Source organism: Hyphomonas sp. (genome assembly GCF_036964145.1).
Lineage (GTDB): Bacteria > Pseudomonadota > Alphaproteobacteria > Caulobacterales > Hyphomonadaceae > Hyphomonas.
The window spans coordinates 117,976-138,125 of record NZ_JBALUC010000002.1 but is presented as its reverse complement, the minus strand read 5'-3'; the positions used below and the strand labels follow the sequence as shown (position 1 = coordinate 138,125).

22 protein-coding genes are annotated in these 20,150 nt (G+C 61.0%); 13 read left to right on the top strand and 9 right to left on the bottom strand.

The window, feature by feature from the left end:
* Window positions 1-64: 64 nt before the first annotated feature.
* Genes V7660_RS05760 through scpB form a run of 4 tightly spaced genes read left to right on the top strand, consistent with a single transcriptional unit; the run spans window position 65 to window position 3,795 of the window.
* Window positions 65-901, top strand: a complete 837-nt coding sequence (locus V7660_RS05760; protein ID WP_335602172.1) for an SPOR domain-containing protein — start codon at window positions 65-67, stop codon at window positions 899-901.
* Entirely contained in the window at window positions 901-1,938 is a 1,038-nt protein-coding gene (gene nagZ, locus V7660_RS05755) for a beta-N-acetylhexosaminidase (protein WP_335602171.1), read from the top strand. Before V7660_RS05760 ends, nagZ begins: the two co-directional genes overlap by 1 nt.
* Window positions 1,935-2,768, top strand: coding sequence for a segregation and condensation protein A (locus V7660_RS05750; protein ID WP_335602170.1), 834 nt, complete (start codon window positions 1,935-1,937; stop codon window positions 2,766-2,768). Before nagZ ends, V7660_RS05750 begins: the two co-directional genes overlap by 4 nt.
* A 10-nt stretch (window positions 2,769-2,778) precedes the next feature.
* On the top strand, window positions 2,779-3,795 hold the full coding sequence (gene scpB, locus V7660_RS05745) for an SMC-Scp complex subunit ScpB (RefSeq protein ID WP_335602169.1): 1,017 nt from the start codon (window positions 2,779-2,781) through the stop codon (window positions 3,793-3,795).
* Between the two features lies 1 nt (window position 3,796).
* Here scpB and V7660_RS05740 read toward each other — a convergent pair whose 3' ends face one another.
* The 4 genes from V7660_RS05740 to V7660_RS05725 form a co-directional block, all read right to left on the bottom strand.
* Window positions 3,797-4,405: a DUF1287 domain-containing protein gene (locus tag V7660_RS05740; protein ID WP_335602168.1), complete on the bottom strand. Its 609-nt coding sequence runs from the start codon at window positions 4,403-4,405 to the stop codon at window positions 3,797-3,799.
* 42 nt (window positions 4,406-4,447) lie between these two features.
* Complete coding sequence (locus V7660_RS05735; RefSeq protein ID WP_335602167.1) at window positions 4,448-5,119, bottom strand: nitroreductase; 672 nt, start codon at window positions 5,117-5,119, stop codon at window positions 4,448-4,450.
* A gap of 64 nt (window positions 5,120-5,183) precedes the next feature.
* Window positions 5,184-6,515 carry a cytochrome P450 gene (locus V7660_RS05730; protein WP_335602166.1) on the bottom strand — a complete coding sequence of 444 codons (1,332 nt, stop codon included), beginning with the start codon at window positions 6,513-6,515 and terminating at the stop codon, window positions 5,184-5,186.
* A gap of 103 nt (window positions 6,516-6,618) precedes the next feature.
* Window positions 6,619-7,107, bottom strand: coding sequence for a DUF2244 domain-containing protein (locus V7660_RS05725; RefSeq protein WP_335602165.1), 489 nt, complete (start codon window positions 7,105-7,107; stop codon window positions 6,619-6,621).
* 54 nt (window positions 7,108-7,161) lie between these two features.
* Between V7660_RS05725 and nth the strand changes: the two genes are divergently transcribed.
* Together nth and V7660_RS05715 are read left to right on the top strand one after the other, a co-directional pair.
* Complete coding sequence (nth, locus tag V7660_RS05720) at window positions 7,162-7,890, top strand: endonuclease III (protein ID WP_335602164.1); 729 nt, start codon at window positions 7,162-7,164, stop codon at window positions 7,888-7,890.
* A gap of 119 nt (window positions 7,891-8,009) precedes the next feature.
* Window positions 8,010-8,771 (top strand): DUF481 domain-containing protein, encoded by a 762-nt coding sequence (locus tag V7660_RS05715; protein ID WP_335602163.1) that lies wholly within the window; start codon window positions 8,010-8,012, stop codon window positions 8,769-8,771.
* 5 nt (window positions 8,772-8,776) lie between these two features.
* On the opposite strand, the gene V7660_RS05710 is transcribed toward V7660_RS05715, so the two are convergent.
* Complete coding sequence (locus V7660_RS05710; RefSeq protein WP_335602162.1) at window positions 8,777-9,649, bottom strand: ATP-grasp domain-containing protein; 873 nt, start codon at window positions 9,647-9,649, stop codon at window positions 8,777-8,779.
* 82 nt (window positions 9,650-9,731) lie between these two features.
* Between V7660_RS05710 and V7660_RS05705 the strand changes: the two genes are divergently transcribed.
* Window positions 9,732-10,730: an adenosine kinase gene (locus V7660_RS05705; RefSeq protein ID WP_335602161.1), complete on the top strand. Its 999-nt coding sequence runs from the start codon at window positions 9,732-9,734 to the stop codon at window positions 10,728-10,730.
* Here V7660_RS05705 and V7660_RS05700 read toward each other — a convergent pair.
* The gene (locus V7660_RS05700) at window positions 10,721-11,326 is read right to left on the bottom strand and encodes a 2-hydroxychromene-2-carboxylate isomerase (protein WP_335602160.1); all 606 of its coding nucleotides are present in this window, start codon (window positions 11,324-11,326) and stop codon (window positions 10,721-10,723) included. The two genes, V7660_RS05705 and V7660_RS05700, sit on opposite strands and share 10 nt — an antisense overlap.
* Before the next feature lie 60 nt (window positions 11,327-11,386).
* Between V7660_RS05700 and V7660_RS05695 the strand changes: the two genes are divergently transcribed.
* A complete protein-coding gene (locus tag V7660_RS05695; protein WP_335602159.1) occupies window positions 11,387-11,725 on the top strand; it encodes a winged helix-turn-helix transcriptional regulator in 339 nt (112 codons plus the stop codon).
* Here V7660_RS05695 and V7660_RS05690 read toward each other — a convergent pair.
* Window positions 11,722-13,299 carry an AMP-binding protein gene (locus tag V7660_RS05690; protein ID WP_335602158.1) on the bottom strand — a complete coding sequence of 526 codons (1,578 nt, stop codon included), beginning with the start codon at window positions 13,297-13,299 and terminating at the stop codon, window positions 11,722-11,724. The two genes, V7660_RS05695 and V7660_RS05690, sit on opposite strands and share 4 nt — an antisense overlap.
* 152 nt (window positions 13,300-13,451) lie before the next feature.
* Here V7660_RS05690 and lipA point away from each other — a divergent pair, with 152 nt between their 5' ends.
* A complete protein-coding gene (lipA, locus tag V7660_RS05685) occupies window positions 13,452-14,429 on the top strand; it encodes a lipoyl synthase (RefSeq protein WP_335602157.1) in 978 nt (325 codons plus the stop codon).
* Window positions 14,430-14,431: 2 nt separating this feature from the next.
* The gene (locus V7660_RS05680; RefSeq protein ID WP_335602156.1) at window positions 14,432-14,890 is read left to right on the top strand and encodes a type II toxin-antitoxin system RatA family toxin; all 459 of its coding nucleotides are present in this window, start codon (window positions 14,432-14,434) and stop codon (window positions 14,888-14,890) included.
* On the opposite strand, the gene V7660_RS05675 is transcribed toward V7660_RS05680, so the two are convergent.
* Both V7660_RS05675 and V7660_RS05670 read right to left on the bottom strand, forming a co-directional pair.
* Complete coding sequence (locus V7660_RS05675; RefSeq protein WP_349389048.1) at window positions 14,887-15,378, bottom strand: CinA family protein; 492 nt, start codon at window positions 15,376-15,378, stop codon at window positions 14,887-14,889. The genes V7660_RS05680 and V7660_RS05675 overlap by 4 nt on opposite strands.
* Before the next feature lie 51 nt (window positions 15,379-15,429).
* Window positions 15,430-16,572, bottom strand: a complete 1,143-nt coding sequence (locus tag V7660_RS05670) for a bifunctional 2-C-methyl-D-erythritol 4-phosphate cytidylyltransferase/2-C-methyl-D-erythritol 2,4-cyclodiphosphate synthase (RefSeq protein WP_335602154.1) — start codon at window positions 16,570-16,572, stop codon at window positions 15,430-15,432.
* 118 nt (window positions 16,573-16,690) lie between these two features.
* Here V7660_RS05670 and V7660_RS05665 point away from each other — a divergent pair, with 118 nt between their 5' ends.
* From V7660_RS05665 to V7660_RS05655, 3 genes are read left to right on the top strand one after another with little or no spacing between them, the layout of a single operon-like run.
* Window positions 16,691-17,680, top strand: coding sequence for a tRNA dihydrouridine synthase (locus tag V7660_RS05665; protein WP_335602153.1), 990 nt, complete (start codon window positions 16,691-16,693; stop codon window positions 17,678-17,680).
* Entirely contained in the window at window positions 17,680-18,753 is a 1,074-nt protein-coding gene (locus tag V7660_RS05660) for a two-component system sensor histidine kinase NtrB (RefSeq protein WP_335602152.1), read from the top strand. Before V7660_RS05665 ends, V7660_RS05660 begins: the two co-directional genes overlap by 1 nt.
* Window positions 18,746-20,122 carry a sigma 54-interacting transcriptional regulator gene (locus tag V7660_RS05655; RefSeq protein WP_335602151.1) on the top strand — a complete coding sequence of 459 codons (1,377 nt, stop codon included), beginning with the start codon at window positions 18,746-18,748 and terminating at the stop codon, window positions 20,120-20,122. The genes V7660_RS05660 and V7660_RS05655 overlap by 8 nt, the downstream gene beginning before the upstream one ends.
* The last annotated feature ends 28 nt before the right edge of the window (window positions 20,123-20,150 follow it).

Below are 20,150 nucleotides of genomic sequence, written 5' to 3'. Positions count from 1 at the left end.
TCAAGCGTCGTTAACGAAACGGGCCGTAATCTTAACTCTGTGAACCTATTCTGAGGATGATTCCATGGGGCGACATCGGGACAACGGGCGGGATTATGCCCCGTTTGAAGACGATTACCGCGGATTCGACGTTCGTGAGGACGATTCGACCCGTGGGCCGCTCATCCTCGCGCTCGCCGTCGGAGTTCTCCTGGTGTTTGGCGCCGTCGTCTGGAACACGTACCGGCAGGGCGTACGCGACAATGGCGCGGGCATACCGAGCGTGATTGCCGACAAGGAACCCTACAAGCGCGCGCCCGAAGATCGCGAAGGCGTCGCCGTCCCGGATACGGAGAAGCGCTTTTATGACCAGATGGACGATTCCGAACGGTCGGAAGAGCAGGGCGTAGACTATGCTGACCGCGGCAGCCTGGAGAGCGATGCGCTGCAAGGGGGGCCGCCCATAGAGCTGCGTCCGGGTCTGGAAGGGGCCGAGCCCGATGACGCGCAGGTGCGCGCACTGGCAGACCTCGAGACGATGCCGGAAGATGAGGAAGAGACCCTGCGGGTTGTGCCAACCAATCCGGTCGCCCAAGCCCCAGTACCGGCTCCGGTGCCACGGAGTTTGCCAGCGCCCGCCGAACCGGGGCCGCAATTCGCCTTTACCAGCGATGGCGTGTATCAGGTCCAACTCGCCGCATTTCGCTCACAGGATGCCGCCGAAACCGCCTGGGCCAAGATGAACAGCGCGAAGCCGGATCTCTATCGCAACGGGCAAAAACGCATCCAGCGCGCCGATCTTGGCGCCAAGGGCGTGTTCTACCGCCTGCGTGTGGGCAGCTTTGCTGAACGCGCAGATGCGTCTGAATTCTGTGACGCGGTGAAGGCCGGCGGAGACAATTGCATCGTGGTGACCGGGTAGTGGCGAAGGCATGCATCCTCAGCGTTTCGGGGCCTGAGCTCACGAAGGAGGAAGCGGCCCTGTTTGCTGCCGAGCAGCCTTGGGGCGTGATCCTGATGGGCCGCTCCTGCGTGTCGCGGAAACAGGTCCACAAACTGGTCGACGATATCTGGAATGCAATGAAACGGCCCTGCCTGATCTTCATTGACCAGGAGGGGGGCCGCGTGGCCCGCCTGAAAGCGCCGGAATGGCCCCTGTTCCCGCGCGGCCAGGACTATGCGGACATTTACGCCAAGGAGCGGGAGCGAGGGCTTTCCGCCGCATGGCTCGGTCATCGCCTGATCGCCGCAGAATTGGCAGCCATGTCGATCCATGCTGATTGCGCGCCCGTGGTGGATTTGCCTGTTCCCGGCGCCCATGACGTGATCGGCGACCGTGCCTTCGGGACCGACCCAGAGACCGTGGCAGCCCTTGCAGGCGCGGCGCTCAAGGGGCTTGCCGCAGGCGGCGTGGCTGGCGTGATCAAGCATATTCCAGGTCATGGCCGCTCAATGGCGGATAGCCATATGGAGTTGCCACGCGTGACGGCCAGCGCCGATGAATTGGCAAAAGACTTTGACGCCTTTGCACGCCTTGCCGATGCGCCCATGGCTATGACAGCCCATATTTCCTATGACGCATTTGACGCCAATGTCCCCGCAACCCTGTCAAAAGTGATGATTCAGGACGTGATCCGCAAGCGAATCGGGTTTGATGGATTGCTGATGACGGATGATCTGGGGATGCAGGCACTGGGCGGCAGCCTGGGCGAACGAGGCCATGCGGCGATTGCCGCAGGGTGTGACGTGCTGTTGCACTGTTCCGGCTTCCTGTCCGATCCCGCCGCGATCCTGGCTGAAATGAGCGAAGTGGCAGAGGCCGCGCCTGAATTGGCTGGTAAGGCGCTGGCGCGCGGTGAGCGCGCTGAGGCCTTGTCAACGCATCAACAGGATTTCGACATTGCCGAAGGCTGGGACACGTTCCGGGCCTATTTTCCGCAATTGGTGGGTACGGCATGAATGCAGACATGATCTCGATCGACGCGCTGTCCGCGGACGCGCAGGAGGCCGAAGCGGGTGATCTGTTCACCGTGGATGTCGGAGGCTATGAAGGCCCGCTGCACCTGTTGCTGGAGCTTGCCCGACGCCAGAAGGTCGATCTGCTGCATCTGTCGATCCTGTCGCTGGCGGAACAATATCTGGACTTCATCGAAGAGGCGAAGACCCAGCGCATCGATCTGGCGGCCGACTATCTCCTGATGGCGTCCTGGCTCGCCTTCATGAAATCCCGCCTGTTGCTGCCCAAGCCGGAAAAGGCCGAGGAAGACGAGCCTACCGGAGAGGAAATGGCGGCGCGGCTGGCCTTCCGTCTGAAACGTCTCGATGCCATGCGCGGAGCGGTGGAAGAACTCGAAGCCGGACCGATCCTGAACAATGTCATTTTCCTGCGCGGCGCGCCGGTACAGCCGAAAGTGGTCAAGCACACCGAATTCAAGGCATCCCTATACGAGCTGACGCAAGCCTTCGGGACCATTCGCGACCGCCGGGAACAGGAACGTCCTCACACGATCCAGCAACAGCTTGTCCTGCCGCTCGAATTGGCCCGGACCACGCTACGCGCACTCAGGCAACAGTTGGAACAGTGGTCTTCGCTGGACGAGATCCGCTCAACCATGACAGACGTGGACCCGGAATTGCCGCCCCGGTCTGTTACCGCGAGTGTCTTTTCGGCCGCATTGGAACTCGCCCGGGATGGCGAAGTTGATGTGCGCCAGGATGAGCACTTCGCGCCACTCTACCTGCGCAATGCAGGTAACAGCCCAGAGGGGGGCAGAGATGCAACCGCTTGAGAAATACTTGATGACCGACGACACTTCTGAACCGGAACGCGATCCCGTGGCGCAATTGTCGTTTGCCTATCGCCGCTCTGAGGAAGCTCTGATTGACGGGGCCAGCGATGCGTTGGTGGAAGGCATTCGCCGGGCCGAAGCCATCCTGTTCGCAGCGGGGGAGCCCCTGTCGGCCGAGCAGATTTCGGAGACGTTGCCGCATGGCGTTGAAGCCGCCGAAGTGTTGATGGCGCTGCGCGCGCAATATGTGAACCGAGGGGTCAATCTGGTCGAAGTGGCCGGTAAATGGCGCTTCCAGACGGCTTCCGATCTTTCCTATTTGTTTGTCGAGGAACGCCAGGTCCAGAAGAAGCTGGGCCAGGCAACGGTCGAAACGCTGGCCATCATTGCCTATGGCCAGCCGGTCACGCGCGCCGAAATCGAGGCCGTGCGCGGTGTGGCGGTGTCCAAGACGACCATCGACACCTTGCTCGAGACAGGCTGGGTCAAGATCAAGGGACGCCGCAAGACGCCTGGCCAGCCCATCACTTACGGCACGACCGAGGCTTTCATGGAGCATTTCGGGCTGGAGAGCCTCGAGACACTGCCGGGCAAGGCCGACCTCGAAGCCGAGGGCCTGTTGTCCGATGTCATTCCGGACGGCTTCCAGATGCCGGATGAAGAAGCGCTCAACGGTGAAGAGACGCCGGATGATGGGTTGGGAGAGATCGAGGAAACGGATTCCTTCGTCACCGACTTCATGGATGACGTTGATGAGGATGACGAGGACACCGCCGAAGCCGTCAATGGCGAGACCGATGAGGCTGAGGCGGGAGCATCAGAGGCCGACACCGATGCCGATGTGGAAACGGATGAGGACGCGGACGAGTCCGCCGTAAGCGTATTTGCCTATACGCGCGCGCCGGATCGCTCTCAGGCCGACGAGGAAGAATTCGACAGCGGCGATGTGAAAGCCGCCGTGATCCAGTTGACCAAGCAGCCGCGTGTTCCGGAACAACCCATGGACCAGTGGGACGACGACGAATAGGTCATGCGTTGCGGGCGGGCTCCAGTCTGAAGCGCCGCTCATGCTGGAATTGACCGATGATGTCGTCCTCGGATGTGCCCCAGCCCATATTATGGATGATGAGGGGACGGCCAGACGGTGTTGTCCGATCCGAGACGATCCCGATATGCGGCAGGTTGCCTATGTAGCGCATCGTGTAGAGGTCGCCGGCTTTCCAGCTCGAAACATGTCTCGGGGCGGGCAAGGCGCCGCCGTGGCGCTCAAGGTATCTTTCCAGATTGGGCACACGCCGATGGTCGATATGGCGATCCGGGCGCGTCAGGCCCCATAGTGTGGGATAGGCGCCGAACGCTGCCGTCATGTCCTCATGGACGAGCTGTTGCAAATCCATTCCGAACGCATCGCGGTAGGCGCGGATGATGACGTCGGTGCAGACCCCGCGCGACCTCGGCACATCGCCCATCGGATAGGCGATGCGCACATAAGCGGGATCATAAATGCGCGTAACGCCGATCTGGGACCGGCCGGCCAGCGCAAGGCGTGTCGGCCACGGCAAGGTCTGCGTCCCGAGATGGGCGGGCGCAAGCGGGACGCTGAGACCTCCCAGAATGGCGGCGCGGCGAGTGAGCATGTCTCATGACGCCATGCCGGTCCGGCAGGAATGGGGCGAAAATCAGAAACCGTGCAATTCGGCGATCTCTTCCAGCGGGGCCCGTTCCGCGCGGAGCGAATTGACCGGATGGGCCGGGTCGGGCTTTCCGACCGCCATCGCGCACCAGACCATTTCGGTATCTGCCAGTTTGAAATGCTCCTTCAGGGCAGGGCGCAGCATGCCCCAGCATTCCTGCATGCAGGTGCCCCAGCCGCGCTCCTCGGCCAGCAGGGCGAGCGTCTGGAGGTACATGCCGGTATGGCCCCACTGGCCGTGGCCCATCCGTTCGTCGATCACGAAGAAGGCGGCGACGGGGGCGTCGAAGAAGCGGAAATTGTTGGCGAACCAGGCAATGCGTGCGGCGCGGTCTTCGCGCGGGATGCCGAGCGTTTCGTACATCATCTCGCCAACCTTGCGGCGGCGCGCTTCGTGCGGCTCCCAGAGGTCTTTCGGATAGATCGGACGGTCGGTGGGCTGGCCCTTCGGGTTCGCGGCGAGCACAGGCGCGGCCATGCTGATGACGGCGTCCCTGGCGTCCCCGGTCACGACGATGGTGCGCCAGGGTTGCGTGTTGCCGCCGGAGGGTGCGTGCTGGGCCTGTTCCAGCCAGTCGCGGATCTCTGCTTCAGGCAAGGGATCGGGCAGGAAGGCCCGGGTGGAAATACGTTGCGCAACGGCCTGTGACACGTCCATAAAAGAAAACCTCCCATCTGGTCTGATGGGAGGTTTATCGTCTTGGCGTGGCGTCAGCCAAAGCTTATTTGCCGTGCAGGATCACCGGCATCCAGGTGTAGCCCTTCACGAAGCCACCTGCATTGTAGGATGGCTCGTCCAGCACTTCGATATGGCTGAAGCGCTCCATGAGTTCCTGCCACAGGATCTGCAGCTGCAGCTCGGCGAGGCGGTTGCCGACGCAGCGGTGGATGCCGAAGCCGAAGGAGATGTGCCGACGGGCATCCGGGCGATCGATGATGTAGTCATTCGGACGGTCCCAGAACCGCTCATCGCGGTTGCCGGAAACGTACCACATCGCCACCTGGTCACCCTTCTTGATGGTCTGGCCGTGCATCTCGACATCTTCGAGCGCCGTGCGGCGCATGTGAGCCAGCGGCGTCTGCCAGCGGATTGTCTCGGAGACCATGTTCGGGATCAGCGACAGGTCAGCTTTCAGCTTGTCGTACTCGGCTGGGAATTTGTTCAGCGCGTAGACCGAAGCGGTCATCGAGTTGCGGGTCGTGTCATTGCCGCCCACGATGAGCAGGATGACGTTGCCGAGCAATTCCATCGGCGTCATGTTGCGGGTCTTCTCACCATGCGCGAGCAGGCTGATCAGATCGTTCTTCTGGGGCTGCGCGCCGCGTTCCTGGAAGAGCTGCATGAAGGTGGCGAGACATTCCATCATCTCGCGTTTCCACTGTTCTTCCCCGCCGGGGCAGATGTCCGGATTGTTCATGCCGGTCGCCATGTCGGACCAATGGGTCAGGTCGCGCCGCTTTTCGAACGGATAGTCGAACAGCGTGGCCAGCATCATCGTGGTCAGCTCGACGGAGACCGTATCGACCCAGTCAAACGGCTCACCAATCGGAAGGGAGTCGAGCAGACCCTGGGTCCGCGAGCGGATCAGGGGCTCGAATTCCTTGAGCATGTTCGGGCCAACGGCCGGCTGGACCGTCTTGCGCTGTTCGGAGTGGCGCGGCTCATCCATTGCGATGAACATCGGCAGCTCGAAGTCTTCCGGCGGGCTGCCCAGCGTGATGCCGCCATGTTCCCAGCTGGAAGAGAAGCGCTTGTGGTCGGTATCGACCGCCATGATGTCTTCATAGCGCGTGATCGACCAGAACGGGCCGACAAAGGAGTCTGCCGTATAGTGGACGGGCGCTTCGTTGCGCAGGCGTTCAAAGCGGTCCCAGATTTTCTGCTGGCGCCAGATCTCCGGGTCTTCCGGATGGAGCTCCGACAGCGGCAGCTCACTGGCTGGCGGCACTTCCTGGCCAATTTCGAGATAGCCTTCGAAGAGCGGATCCCGGTGGGTGATCTTCGGGCGTTGCAGGGCAGGGTGATCAAGCAGTTGAACCGTATCAGCAGCCATCAATTTTCCTCCGACAGTGAGCCATTATCATAGGCTCGATTTATGACGTCAGCGTCACCTTAACATGGCTATTCTAAAAAAACTATGACGCAGGCGTCATTTTTTAGGCGGGATGGCGTTCATGTCTGGCATCATGGAGCGCCGCGCGAATGGCGCGGGCCAGCGATTTTCGTTCCGGCAGGGTCAGGAAACGCCCGATGACATAGGCCGTCTTGCCATACTCAATGCGCAACCAACTGTTTGCGGTGAGCGGTTCCTCCAGTTCCACGCGGGCAAAGGCTGACGGCAGGGACGCAGATTTTTCGGCGCCATTGGCGCGCGTGTGCGTCAGGCGCAGCTCTTTCGCCGTCACGATGATTCGGGTTTCTTCCCGCTGTTTGCGGAACGACATCCGGAACGCGAAATAGAAAGCGAGCGCATCCAGTCCGAAAAAACCGATGACCGGGATCGCGCCCATCGAAATGAACGCAATGCCTGTCAGGAAACTGACAGCTCCGACAATGCCCATGACAATGGCAAAACCGCGCTGGCTGAGCGACTGATTGGGCCGCAGGACAGCGTCCATGTAGAGGATCTCTTTGTCTTCAGTCATGCTCTCAAAATAGCACGGCCTTGTGCGATGGCGAGGGGGCATTAGACAGGCGGAATGACACAGACCAAATCATCCGCCAAACGCCCAAGGAAGAAGCGCGCCCCGCGCGTTTTCGGACCAGAGAAAGCCAGGGCCCTTTTCTGCGCGCTCGCGGAGGACCGGCCCGATCCGCGCACGGAACTGGATTTCGTGAATCCCTACACGCTTGTTGTTGCGGTCGCCCTGTCAGCGCAGGCGACGGATGTCGGCGTGAACAAGGCGACCGCCAAACTTTTCGCGCTGGCCGATACGCCGGAAAAGATGCTGGCGTTGGGCGAGGCGGGGGTTGCCGAGCACATCAAGACCATCGGCCTGTGGCGCAACAAGGCGAAGAATGTCATCGCGCTCAGCCAGATGTTGCTGGACGAGTTGGGCGGGGAGGTGCCGCAGACGCGCGAGGAATTGGTGCGCCTGCCGGGCGTGGGCCGGAAGACCGCCAATGTCGTCCTGAATGAAGCGTTCGACCACCACACGATTGCGGTGGATACGCACATCTTCCGGGTGTCGAACCGCACCGGCCTGGCCCCCGGCAAGACACCTGACGAAGTCGAGGCCGGACTGGAGCGGGCCACGCCGCCCGAATTCAAGAAAGGCGCGCATCACTGGCTCATCCTGCATGGACGATATGTCTGCAAGGCGCGCAAGCCGGAATGCTGGCATTGTGCCATTGCCGACCTCTGCCGGTATACGCCCAAGACGCCGGACCCGGCTGCGACCTCTGCTTTGGGGCCCAAGGCACGGTAAAGAAAGGTGTGGCATGACTGCACCGCGGGGCACCTGCCACCAGTTCGCCCCAATTTAACCAAATCGCGGCCACCTCAGACCGACACCGCACCGTGCACGTAAACAATGGAGCGTACCGCATGAATCGTATCGGCAAATTCGTCTTCAGCGCAACCTCACTCTGCCTGCTATCCGGTCTGCCGGCTGTGGCAGAAGATGGCTGGACCGGGGAAGCCGCCCTCAGCGCCGGGCTGACGACCGGCAACACGGAAACCTCCGCAGCCGGTCTGGCGATTGATGCAGATCGGGGAGCCGGCAACTGGAATTTCGGCATCCAGCTGTCGGGCGATTATGGCAAGGAAGACGGCATCGAGAGCCGCAATCGCTATTCCGCGGCGGCCGATCTGGAGCATGATTTCAACGACACCATGTTCACCTTCGGGCGGGTCTCCTATGAGGTCGATCAGTTCACGGGTTTTGATAGCCGCACCTTCATTGGTGGCGGTGTGGGTTGGCACCTCCTGGACGATGAAGAGCATCACTGGACGGTGCGCGGCGGTCCGGGTTTCAAGACTGATGAAGTGAAGCGCCAGATCACGACCGACAGTACCGGCGCGGTGCTGATCATCCCCGCCTCAACCGAGGAATCCCTGGGTGCTGTGGCGCAATCGGAATACTTCTATGCCTTCAACGAAGCTGTGTCCCTGAGCAACAAGACAAATTTGGTCTATGGTCAGGAGTCGACCCAGATCAATAACAGCCTTGGCCTGACGGCCGCGCTGAACGGGCATCTGGCTGCACGCGTGTCATTCGATGTCCGGCATGATACTTCGCCCCAGCCAACCTACGAGGCGACGGATACGGCCACGAAGTTCTCGCTGGTCTATACACTCGGAGAGTAGGGCGATCAGCGGCCCTTCAAACGGGCCGCGACTGCCTTGGCCATGCGTTCCCCGAGACGCGCTCCCTGTTCCGGATAAAGATAGGGCTCGATCAGTTCGAGCTCCATCAGGAGCAGGGAGCCGTCCGGATGGCGCAGCATGTCGACCCGGGCGTAGAGCGGTGTCTCGTCCAGTGTATCGAGCACAGCGCGCGCCGCCTTCAAATCATTCCGGCTCGGCACAATGGTCTCTTCCTGGCCGCCATAGGATGACTGGATACGATAGTCTCCGGGCTTGGCGCGCTTGATCAGCGCGTGGGAGAGGTCGCCATCAATGAAGATGAAGCTGAGCTCCCCTTCGGTCTGGATCGTTGGCAGGAAGGGCTGCACCATCATCGGGTGGGGCATGTCCGGGGCGGGGGCGCCTGAAGTCAGCAGGTGCTGGCCGCTTGCCCCGGCGCCCACCTGACGCTTGAAGACCAGCTGCGTTTCGCCGAGCACGTCAAAGGCGCGCTCGTACTGGTCATCCGTCATGTCGTCGATCCAGAGGGTCGGAATCAGGTTTGCGCCGCGATCTGCGAGATCCTTCAGATAGGTCTTGTCACTGTTCCAGCGAACGAGCGCGGCCGGGTTGAATAGGCGTGTCTGGCCTTCAATGGCCTCAAGCGTGGACAGGAATTCGGCCTGACGATCCCAGTAGTCCCATGTCGTGCCGATCAGGGCGGCCTCAAAACTGGCCCAGTCGGCGGATTCATCCCAGCAGATGTCGCTGATTTCCATGCCGCGCTCCGCAAATTCCGGGCGGAGGGCGCGCATCATATAGTCATGTTCGAAGGCGTCGGACCGCCGGATGGGGGAGCCAGGCTGTGTGACCTGAGAAGACAGATAAGCGATTTTCATCCGCAGGCGTTTATCATGTGCGGCAGTTGCGTCCAGCGGGTTGCTCTGGCAATTGGCGCCCAGCTATCAGGGAATCTGTGAAATGAGTGAAATCCGCTTCGATGTCGTCGGCCTCGGAAATGCCATTGTGGATGTCATGTCGAAGACGGATGACGTATTTCTCGAGCATTGGGGCATTCACAAGAATGCGATGAATTTGATCGAGGAAGATCGTGCGGAAGCCCTGACCAAAGCTGCCATCGAGCCCTTCTACACATCCGGCGGGAGTGGTGCGAACACGATTGCGGGCCTGGCCAGCTTCGGCGCGCGCGCGGCCTATATCGGCAAGGTCGCGAAGGACGAACTTGGCAGCCAGTTCACCCGGGAAATGTCCGCAACGGGCGTACCCTTCGCAACCACGCCCCTGGAAAGCGGCCCCGCTACGGCGCGCAGCATCATCTTCGTGACCGAAGACGGCGCGCGCAGCATGAACACGTTCCTCGGGGCATCGGTCCTGTTCTCCAAGGAGGACGTCGACGAAGCGACGGTCCGCGCCGGCGGCATCCTCTATCTTGAAGGCTATCTGTTTGACCGCGAAGACGCCAAGGAAGCCTTCGTCTTTGCCTCCGAAGTCGCCAAGGCGGCAGGCCGGAAAGTGGCGCTGACCCTGTCGGACAAATTCTGCGTCGACCGTCACCGCGCAAGCTTCCTGCAGCTCGTCCGCAACAATGTCGACATTCTGTTCGCCAATGAGGAAGAGCTGCTCTCCCTCTATGAGACCGATGATTTCGATGCGGCCCTGACAGCGCTTCAAGCCGATACGGCTGTGGCCGCCGTCACGCGCAGCGAGAAAGGCTCGGTCGTGATCGGCGCCGGAGACCCGATTGTGGTCAAGGCGGAGCCTGTGAAGCAGGTGCTGGATACGACCGGGGCGGGCGACCAGTATGCGGCCGGATTCCTGTTCGGCATTTCCCGCGGCTTGCCGCTAGAGACCTGCGCGCATCTCGGCCACATCGCTGCGGCCGAGGTCATCGCGCATTTTGGCCCGCGCCCGGAGAAATCCTACAAGGCGCTGGCCGAGGCCGCAGGCATCTACGCCTGAGCTTTCAGGGCCTGTTCGATATAGTCCAGCCGGTCATGGCCGAAATACATGTCCTCACCGACAAAGAAGGTGGGCGCCCCGAACGCACCCCTGGCAATGGCTGACTCCGTGTTGGCCTGCAGAGTCGCCTTGCTGTCGCCGTCCTCAGCGAGTTCCTGAATCCGACTGAAGTCAAAGCCCTCTGCCGTGCACATCGCCCGGATCGACTCCTCATCATCCGGCTTCAGCGGCGTTGGCGCGGCCCACATATGATGGAAGCACGCGTCAATGAAGCGTCTCTGTTCGGACGGCGTGTCCTGCAGGCCGCAGGTCGCCCGCAGGAGCTTGCGTGTGCGGACCATGGGAAAATGCGGGTTCATGCGAAAGCCCAAGCCGTAGCGGGATGTACAGCGCTGGAGATCGGTCATCATGTAGGCCGCCTTAGCCGGGACCATGCCAGGGGGTCTGTTGCCCGTTGCCTGCATGACCGCGCCTAGGAAGATCGGCCGGAACTCTGCTTCTGCCCCGGTGCGTTCCGAAATCTGTTGCACTGCGGCATTGGCTACGTAAGAAAATGGGCTGATATAGTCGAAGTTGAATTCGAATTTGCCAGACATGGGTCGCTCCAAATCGAGTTTCGTTTTGGAACTATGGCAAATCGGTATAGGGGTGTCAGCATGAAATGGTCCGATTTATCCGAAAATTGGTGCCCGGTCGCTCGGACGCTGTCCCTGGTAGGGGATCGGTGGACCATGCTGATCCTGCGCGACTGCTTTCTCGGCATGTCGCGGTTTGAGCAATTCATCGCGTCGAGCGGCATGACCCGGCACATCCTGGCTGACCGGCTGAAGCGGCTCGTCGAGGCGGGTGTGCTGGAGCGCAAGGCGTACACGAACACGCCGAAACGCTACGATTACGTGCTGACGGAAAAAGGCCAGGAACTGGCGCCGGCGCTCCTGACCCTGCGGGACTGGGGCAAGAAGCACATGCCAGTACGGCGCGCGACTTCGGCCTAGTTGTCCAGAAGGGCTTCGACCTTTTTCTGGACTGCGCCGTAATCGATCTTGCCGGTCCCGAGCACCGGAATCTCGTCAACATGGTAGACGCGTCTCGGGACGGACAATTCCGGCACGCCATGATTCTTGGCCCAGACGAGGATGTCCTCGCGATTGCTCTCGGGCGTGTCGCTGAGCAGGATGACCTGTTCGCCCTTGCGGGGATCGGGCAGGGTGACGGCGGCATGCAGATTGTCCGGCCAGATGGCGCTGGCGCAATTTTCCACTACGGCCAGTGACACCATTTCCCCGCCAATCTTGGCGAAGCGTTTGACCCGTCCCATGATGCGGATGATGCCCTCATTGTCGATCGCAACAATGTCGCCGGTATCGTGCCAGCCGCCTTCAGGGCGCTCCAGTACGCCCGGATTGGAGGGCCGCAGATAGCCCATCATGATGTTGGGTCCTTTGACGTGCAGCCGGCCGCCATCCTCGATTCCGTCAACCGGCAGGAGCCTGGATTCCATCCCGGACATCAGACTGCCCACCGTGCCGGGGCGATTGTTGTCCCATTTGTTGGCGGCGATCACCGGCGACGCCTCGGTGGCGCCATAGCCTTCGAGAATCTCGATCTCGAATTTGCGGCGGACCAATGAGCGGGTCTCGTCCTTCACGCGCTCGGCGCCGCAGACGGCGAGGCGAATGGAGTCCATGTCTCCATCACTCCCGATCCGGGCGTATTGCGAGATGAATGTGTCGGTCGCGAGCAGGATGGTCGACTGGTTGGCCCGGATGCGCCGGACGATTTCACGCGGCTGAAGCGGCGAAGGATGGAACATGACTGGAATACCGGCGACCAGCGGCAGAACCGCGCCGACCGTCAGGCCGAAACAATGGAATGTCGGCAGGGGATTGAAGAGCTTGTCCGTGTCAGGGTTGAGACCGATATGTGCGCGCACCTGTTCGACATTGGCCATGACATTCTCATGGCTGAGGACCACGCCCTTGGGCTCACCTTCGGTGCCGGATGTGAACAGCATCACGCCGGCGGATTTGTAGCGCGACTGCTTGCGCACGAGACCCGGCATGATCGAGCCGACCGCTGCCACGAGCTTGTGGGCGAGCGTCAAATTTTCCCGGACGTCTTCAAGATAGACGATCTCGGCAGATCCCGAGAGTTCGTCCATCAGGTTTTCGAGCCCGCCCAGTTCGACAAATTTGTGGGCAGTGATGATGCGGCTGATCTCGCCGGCCCGGAGGGCGGCCTTCAGGTTCCGGGCCCCTGCGGTGAAGTTCAGCATGGCCGGAATGCGATTGAAGGCGCTGAGCGCGAAGAAGCCAATGACGGCGCCGGCGCCGCTGGGCAGCATGACGCCTACCGCTTCGCCTGCCTTCGTGCCTTTGCGCAAGGCTGAGCCCAGCGCGAGCGAGGCCTGGACAAGCTCCTTGTAGGAGAGTTCGCGATCGTCGCCATCGATCAGAATCGTCTTGTCCGCGCCGAATTCCTTTTTGGCCCGGAAGAGGGCGCTGAAAAGGTCGGTTCGCGTGCGGGATGGCTGGTATGGCAAAGGTGCCGGGATGGTCTGTCCGGTCATGATGGCCTTCGTTTCCTCCGAGGCGTTGCCCCATGTTTTCTGTAACAATCTGTCATTTAACGACACTGTCGCAAGCCCTAATGCAAGATTGCATAAACACTCTGCAGTGTATTTCCCTTGATGAAACAGCCGGTCACGTCCATTTTCCCACCATGGCAAATCTCATCGATCTGACGCAAAGCACCCGCAAGCACAGGCACCCGGAAAAGCAGTCGCGGCCGGATACGCCGCTCTTGCGCAAACCCGACTGGATTCGCGTGAAAGCGCCGACATCCCAAGGGTATGCCGAGACTCGCCAGATCGTGAAGTCGAAGGGGCTGGTGACGGTCTGTGAAGAGGCGGGCTGCCCCAACATCGGGGAATGCTGGGACAAGAAGCACGCAACGATGATGATTCTGGGTGAAATTTGCACCCGTGCCTGCAGTTTCTGTAACGTCTCAACCGGCAAGCCACTCACACCCGGCCGGGTGGAGGAGGACGAGCCAGGCCGTGTGGCCGAGGCCGTCGCCGAAATGGGTCTGCAGCATGTCGTGATCACATCGGTGGACCGGGATGATCTGACCGATGGCGGGGCGATGCATTTCGTCAACACAATCGACGCTATCCGTACGACCTCGCCGGGAACGACAATTGAAATCCTGACGCCCGACTTTCTGAGAAAGGATGGCTGGGAGAATCACGTGATCGACGCGAAACCGGACGTGTTCAACCACAATCTTGAAACGGTGCCGCGCCTGTATCTGTCGATCCGCCCCGGCGCGCGCTATTTCCATTCGCTTCGGCTTCTCCAGAAGGTGAAGGACCGCGACCCGACCCAGTTCACCAAATCCGGCCTGATGGTCGGCCTTGGCGAGACGAAGGAAGAGGTCATGCAGGTCATGGATGACATGCGGTCTGCAGGTGTCGACTTCCTGACCATTGGCCAATACCTGCAGCCGACCCGCAAGCATGCGGCGATTGACCGGTATGTGTCGCCGGAGGAGTTCAAGACCTATGAGGAAATTGCGCGCTCCAAAGGCTTCCTGATGGTCTCGGCCTCACCGCTGACCCGGTCGTCTCACCATGCCGGCGAAGATTTTGCCCGGCTCCGGGCTGCCCGCGAGGCTCAACTGGCCGCTGCTGCCGTCTAGGTATGCCGCATTTCTCGAAATCCGTTCATGTCCCGTATGGCGGGGAACAGGCTTTTGAGCTTGTGTCCGACATTGCGGCCTATCCGGATTTCATCAAATGGATCACCGCGATGCGGGTCTCCGAAATGATGGCCAAACAGGATGGCAGTTTCACCTGTTTTGGAGAGGCGGCCGTCGGCTTCAAAGGTTTTGTCGAACGCTTCACGACGCGGGTGGAAGCAGATCCGAACACCGGCACTGTTACCGCCTCTCTCGTGAAGGGGCCCTTCAGGAAGCTGAAGGCCGAATGGCGGATCCTGACATCTGACCGGGCCGGCTCGGATATTTCGCTGACCATCGACTACGACTTCAAGAACCCGTTCATCGGCATGTTGGCCGCCGCCAATCAGGGGCTGGCGGTCAACAAGATTCTCTCGGCTTTCCTGGCTGAAGCCGAACGCCGCTATGGCGGAACCGCCTAGGCGATCTGCAACTGGATCTGTTTCAGCGCGCATTCCATTGCGGCCAGCCGAATCTGTTGGCGGCCAATGTCTCCGGTCTGGAGCATTTCGTGAATGACGGCGCGGTTTTCCCGCGCGCAGGCCACATGCACCGTTCCGACCGGCTTCATCGGGGTTCCCCCGCCGGGCCCGGCCACGCCGGTAATGGAGACGGCAATATTCGCGCGGCTGGCTTCCAGAGCACCTTCCGCCATCATGCGGGCGATCGGTTCGGACACAGCGCCATAGTCTGCGATCACGTCTCCCGCGATGCCAAGCATCTCTTCCTTGGCGCGATTGGAATAAGTGACGAAGCCGCGCTCAAAGACCGTTGAACTGCCCGGAATATCGGTCAGCAGGCCGGCGAGGAGGCCGCCCGTGCAACTTTCGGCCGTGCAAATCCGCAACCGTGCCTGAGCGGCATCATCGAGGATCAGCATGGCGAGATTTCTGAGACGATCTGGAAACATGTCGTGCACGATATGAGGTGTTCTGCTCGCCGTGAAGCGAAGATTGAGGGTTCAGGTGTCCGTCGTGGCGTAAAGTGTCACCACGGCTTCGGCGGCAATACCTTCGCGGCGGCCGGTAAAGCCCAGGCCTTCGGTCGTCGTGGCTTTCACGCTGACGGCATCCAGCGGAAGTCCAAGCAGTTCGGCGGTGCGCGCGCGCATGTCTTCCCGATGCGGTTTCACCTTTGGGGCTTCGCAGATCACGGTGATGTCGCAATTGCCGATGGCCAGGCCCTGTTCGCTCACGAGTCGCTGGGCTTCCTTCAGGAAGATGCCGCTGTCTGCGTCTTTCCAGCGGTCGTCGCTGGGGGGGAAATGGTCGCCAATATCGCCGAGCGCGGCGGCCCCCAGGATGGCATCCGTCAGGGCGTGCCAGGCCGCGTCCGCATCAGAATGGCCTTTGAGCCGTGCTGAATGCGGGATCTTGATGCCGCACAGGGTGACATGATCGCCCGGCTCGAAAGCGTGGACATCAAATCCCTTGCCGATCCGCACCTGGCCGGCGGGGGGCGCCATCAGTCTGGAGACCATGTCGAAATCCTCCGGATAGGTGATCTTGTGCAGCCGGTCCGTCCCGCGCACGAGTTTGACTTCGATGCCCTGAGCTTCGACCGCAGCGAGATCATCGACCAGATCGTCGCCCGCTTCTGCGAGCGCCATAGTAATGGCGCCGTATCGGAAAGCCTGGGGGGTCTGGACGCGAAACAGGGAGTCGCGGGACACGGTTTCGAGCGTCCGGTCGCCCTGTCGTTTCAGGGCATCCTGAACGGGCAGGGCGGGGGCTGCGGCAGCGTGCGTCGTCAGGGCCTCAAGCAAGGCATCAAGGGTCGCATGGGTCAATCCGGGCCGCGCGGCATCATGGATCAGGACAATCGTGCTGTTATCCGGGGCGGGAATGGCCGCAAGTCCGTTCCGCACTGACAAGGTGCGGGTCGCTCCGCCTGCAACGCAAATACAGCCCTCTGGCGCAAAGTCCGCGGGGGCGTCTGGCCCTGTCACAATGATGATTTGTTCGACTTTTGGGTGTGACCGGAATGCCGCAATGGACCAATCGATGACGCGTCGGCCATTAAGATCGCACCACTGTTTCGCACGTGCACTCTCTGCTCGGCGGCCTTGGCCTGCAGCGACAATAATGGCAACCGCCTTGTTCATACGACGCTTTTTAGGTGAGCTCGGCGGACATGGCTACAGATGATTGCGGCGGTATCCGCAGAAAACTGCTTGCATATTGTGCACTTGCGAAAGTCTAAAAAAACGGAAAGATAGGCGAATGACCAATTTTCGAGCACCTCAAGTATGGCTGGCACCGATGTCAGGGGCCACGGATGCGCCCATGCGGCGTCAGGCGAGCCGTTTCGGCGCGCCAGCTGTCGTGTCCGAAATGGTGGCCGGAGACATGCTTGCGGCTGCGCGTCCGGACGTTGTGCGGCGAACCTGTCGGCATGACGGTGACGGCCAATGGATCGTCCAGCTGGCCGCGAGCAAGCCTGAAGCCATGCGGGTCGGTGCGCAGCTGCTTAGAGAGACGGGTGTGGATGTTATCGACATCAATATGGGATGCCCGTCCCGGCAAGTGACAGGCGCGCAGTCCGGCTCTGCCCTCATGCGGGATTTCCCGCTGGCACTGGAGATCATCCAGGCGGCGCTGGATGGGGCAGGCGACCTGCCGGTGACCCTGAAGATGCGCCTTGGTTGGGATGATCAGAGCCTGAATGCGCCGGAAATTGCGGTCGCGGCAGAGCGTATGGGCATTTGCATGCTCACCGTTCATGGCCGGACACGCTGCCAGTTCTACAAAGGCGAGGCGGACTGGGCGCGTGTGGCCGACACGGTGCAGGCCGTATCCGTGCCCGTGATTGTCAATGGCGATATCGGATCGATTGAGGACGCTGAGGGCGCGCTTGTGGCATCTGGCGCTCATGGCGTGATGATCGGGCGGTCGGCGATGGGGCGTCCATGGTTGCCGGGCCAGATCGCGGCGCATCTTGAAGGGCGCCGTTTCGAAATGCCAAGCCTTTCGGTTCAATTGGACAGTCTACTGGAGCAGGTGTCTGACAGTGTCGAACTCTATGGAGCGTTTCTGGGCATCCGCACGGTGCGCAAGCATATCTCAGCGGCGATTGATGCCGTGGCATTGCCGATAGACCCGGACACGCGGCGCAAGCTCCGGTCTGAACTGTGCCAGATCAGCGATGCCAATGAGCTGAAGGCAGCGCTGCGGCGTGTTTATACGAAAACCAGGGAAATGGAGGCTGCGTGATGGCGAGTGATATTGCATTGTCTGCTCCGAGACTGGGTGACCTGTCTCCGATTGCCTTGCTGCTGATCGATTCCCGTCGGAAAGTTGTCGAGGTGAACGCGGCGGCGGAGAGCCTGTTGCAGCTGTCCCGACGTGGTCTGCGCAGCAAGCCCTTGAGTGAGATCATCTATCATGACTCCCCGGTCTTTGAGCTGCTCGACCGGGCCGAGCGTACGGTGGGTGATATCGCAGCCCCGGGCACGCCGATTACAGGCCCCGGTCTGTTGTCACGCCAGATCTGTGACATCTGGGTCAGATCGACCGATGATAATGGCTACATGATCGCGATGTGCGAGGCCGCCACGCGCGACGTTAATGACTCGGCTGCAGGCGTTGCCGGCTTCGGCCGCATTCTGGGCCACGAGGTCAAGAACCCGCTCGGGGGCATTATTGGCGCGGCACAATTGCTTGAGCGGCAATCGGTCGACGGGCAGGCAGAGCTCCTGGAAATCATCAAGGATGAAGCGCGCCGCATAGAACGGCTGGTAAACCGTTTGTCCGCCTTCGAATTGTTTTCGGCCCCGCATATGGAGCCGTTCAACATTCATGCGCTGCTGGAGCGCGTGCTTGCATCCGAACGGGCCGCGATGGGCAGCAAGATTGAATTCAAGCGGGATTTCGATCCGTCCCTGCCGCCGGTCATCGGTGACTCAGACCATTTGCAACAGGCTTTCCAGAATGTGATCCGTAATGCGGCCGAGGCCGCAATGGAGGGAGGGGCACCAGGCAAGGTCACGGTGCGCACATCCTATGCGGCTGGCCTGTCCTTCCGGCAGGCGCGGCTTGGCGCCGGCCTGCGGCGGGCCATGCTCGTCTCCGTCGAGGACACAGGCAAAGGCATACCCCGCAATCGGCAGAATACAATCTTTGAAGTGTTCCAGAGCAGCAAATCTGGCGCCCGTGGGCTTGGGCTGTCGATTGTGAAGGAAGTGGTGACCGCTCATGGCGGTCAGATTCGTGTAGACAGCGTGCCGGGCTCGACGCGCTTTTCAGTATTGCTGCCGCTAGGCACAGGGGAAAAGACTGATGGCTGAGAAGACCGTTCTGCTTGCAGAAGATGATGCAAGCATTCGATTGATTGTGAACCAGACGCTCGTCGCCGCAGGCTATGAGGTCCGGGCCACGAGTTCCCCCGAAGCGTTGGAGCGTTGGGTTCGCAATGGTGAAGGCGACGTCGTCGTCTCCGATGTGTTCCTCGGCGATGCCTCTATCTTCGACCTGCTGCCCTCCTTGAAGCTGGCGAGGCCAGACCTGCCCTTCATTGTGATGAGTGGCCAGAACACCATCCTTACGGCGGCGTCGGCGGCGCAACATGGCGCGTTCGACTATCTGCCGAAGCCTTTCGACATCGATACCCTGTCCGGCCTTGTCCAGCGCGCTCTGAAGTCCCAGCCGAAAGTCTCCGCCCGCGCGATTAATCCGGAATCACAGAAAGCCATCAGCGATGCTGGCTTGCCGCTGATCGGACGGTCCGATGCCATGCAGGAAGTCTATCGGATAATCGCCAAGGTGATGAACACCGATCTGACCGTCCTGATCGAAGGGGAGAGCGGGACCGGCAAGGAACTCGCTGCCCGCGCGATCCATCAATTGGGCGACGCGAAGAATGGCAATTTCGTTGCCCTGGACCTGGCCGCTTTGCCCGCCTCGGAAATCAATCGCCAGCTGTTCGGCCACAATGGCGAACAGGGCGCCGTCCACCAGAAAGGTGGCACACTCTATCTGGACGAGATCGGGGACCTGCCGGCAGAAGCCCAGACGCAGCTCGTCAAACTGATGCGTGATTCCAGCGGCGCGCGGATTATCGCCTCCACCCGCCGGAATCTTGGCCGGCTCGTCGATGACGGCAAGTTCCGGGAAGATCTCTATTACCGGCTCAATGTCGTCCGGCTGACCATGCCGCCGCTGCGCCTGCGCAAGGAAGACATTACGGAACTGGCCCGCGCCTTCCTGATCCGTGCGCAGCGCCAGGGACTGGCGGCAAAGACGCTGGACAAGTCGGCGCTGGACCTGCTGACGGCCTATGACTGGCCGGGCAATGTGCGCGAACTTGAAAACCTTGTCCTGCGGCTGGCTGTGCTGTGCCCGGACGAGACGATCACGCTGCGCGATGTTGAACGTGAACTGCGCGCGGGGGCGAGCGAGCAGAAGGGGTCGAGCGCGGGTTTTGAGAAAGACATCGAAACGCTGCTCCACCGCTATGTGATGGGCGATCTCATCGCGAGCGGGGATCATGAGGATTCGAGTGTGTATTCGAATGTCATCGACCAGGTCGAGCGGCCCCTTATCCGGCTCGCTCTCTCGGTGACGGCCGGCAACAAGGTCAAGGCGGCGCAATTGCTCGGCATGAACCGCAACACATTGCGGGCCAAGATCAATGCCCTTGGCATTGCAGAAGAGTGATTGACTGATACGCCGACTGTGGCTTTAC

Bases quoted from the DNA above. Each gene is read 5' to 3' on its own strand.
- V7660_RS05760 (WP_335602172.1), top strand. From the start codon at position 65: ATGGGGCGACATCGGGACAACGGGCGGGATTATGCCCCGTTTGAAGAC.
- V7660_RS05750 (WP_335602170.1), top strand. From the start codon at position 1,935: ATGAATGCAGACATGATCTCGATCGACGCGCTGTCCGCGGACGCGCAG.
- scpB (WP_335602169.1), top strand. From the start codon at position 2,779: ATGACCGACGACACTTCTGAACCGGAACGCGATCCCGTGGCGCAATTG.
- V7660_RS05740 (WP_335602168.1), bottom strand. From the start codon at position 4,405: ATGCTCACTCGCCGCGCCGCCATTCTGGGAGGTCTCAGCGTCCCGCTT.
- V7660_RS05735 (WP_335602167.1), bottom strand. From the start codon at position 5,119: ATGGACGTGTCACAGGCCGTTGCGCAACGTATTTCCACCCGGGCCTTC.
- V7660_RS05730 (WP_335602166.1), bottom strand. From the start codon at position 6,515: ATGGCTGCTGATACGGTTCAACTGCTTGATCACCCTGCCCTGCAACGC.
- V7660_RS05725 (WP_335602165.1), bottom strand. From the start codon at position 7,107: ATGACTGAAGACAAAGAGATCCTCTACATGGACGCTGTCCTGCGGCCC.
- nth (WP_335602164.1), top strand. From the start codon at position 7,162: ATGACACAGACCAAATCATCCGCCAAACGCCCAAGGAAGAAGCGCGCC.
- V7660_RS05715 (WP_335602163.1), top strand. From the start codon at position 8,010: ATGAATCGTATCGGCAAATTCGTCTTCAGCGCAACCTCACTCTGCCTG.
- V7660_RS05710 (WP_335602162.1), bottom strand. From the start codon at position 9,649: ATGAAAATCGCTTATCTGTCTTCTCAGGTCACACAGCCTGGCTCCCCC.
- V7660_RS05705 (WP_335602161.1), top strand. From the start codon at position 9,732: ATGAGTGAAATCCGCTTCGATGTCGTCGGCCTCGGAAATGCCATTGTG.
- V7660_RS05700 (WP_335602160.1), bottom strand. From the start codon at position 11,326: ATGTCTGGCAAATTCGAATTCAACTTCGACTATATCAGCCCATTTTCT.
- V7660_RS05695 (WP_335602159.1), top strand. From the start codon at position 11,387: ATGAAATGGTCCGATTTATCCGAAAATTGGTGCCCGGTCGCTCGGACG.
- V7660_RS05690 (WP_335602158.1), bottom strand. From the start codon at position 13,299: ATGACCGGACAGACCATCCCGGCACCTTTGCCATACCAGCCATCCCGC.
- lipA (WP_335602157.1), top strand. From the start codon at position 13,452: ATGGCAAATCTCATCGATCTGACGCAAAGCACCCGCAAGCACAGGCAC.
- V7660_RS05680 (WP_335602156.1), top strand. From the start codon at position 14,432: ATGCCGCATTTCTCGAAATCCGTTCATGTCCCGTATGGCGGGGAACAG.
- V7660_RS05675 (WP_349389048.1), bottom strand. From the start codon at position 15,378: ATGTTTCCAGATCGTCTCAGAAATCTCGCCATGCTGATCCTCGATGAT.
- V7660_RS05670 (WP_335602154.1), bottom strand. From the start codon at position 16,572: ATGAACAAGGCGGTTGCCATTATTGTCGCTGCAGGCCAAGGCCGCCGA.
- V7660_RS05665 (WP_335602153.1), top strand. From the start codon at position 16,691: ATGACCAATTTTCGAGCACCTCAAGTATGGCTGGCACCGATGTCAGGG.
- V7660_RS05660 (WP_335602152.1), top strand. From the start codon at position 17,680: ATGGCGAGTGATATTGCATTGTCTGCTCCGAGACTGGGTGACCTGTCT.
- V7660_RS05655 (WP_335602151.1), top strand. From the start codon at position 18,746: ATGGCTGAGAAGACCGTTCTGCTTGCAGAAGATGATGCAAGCATTCGA.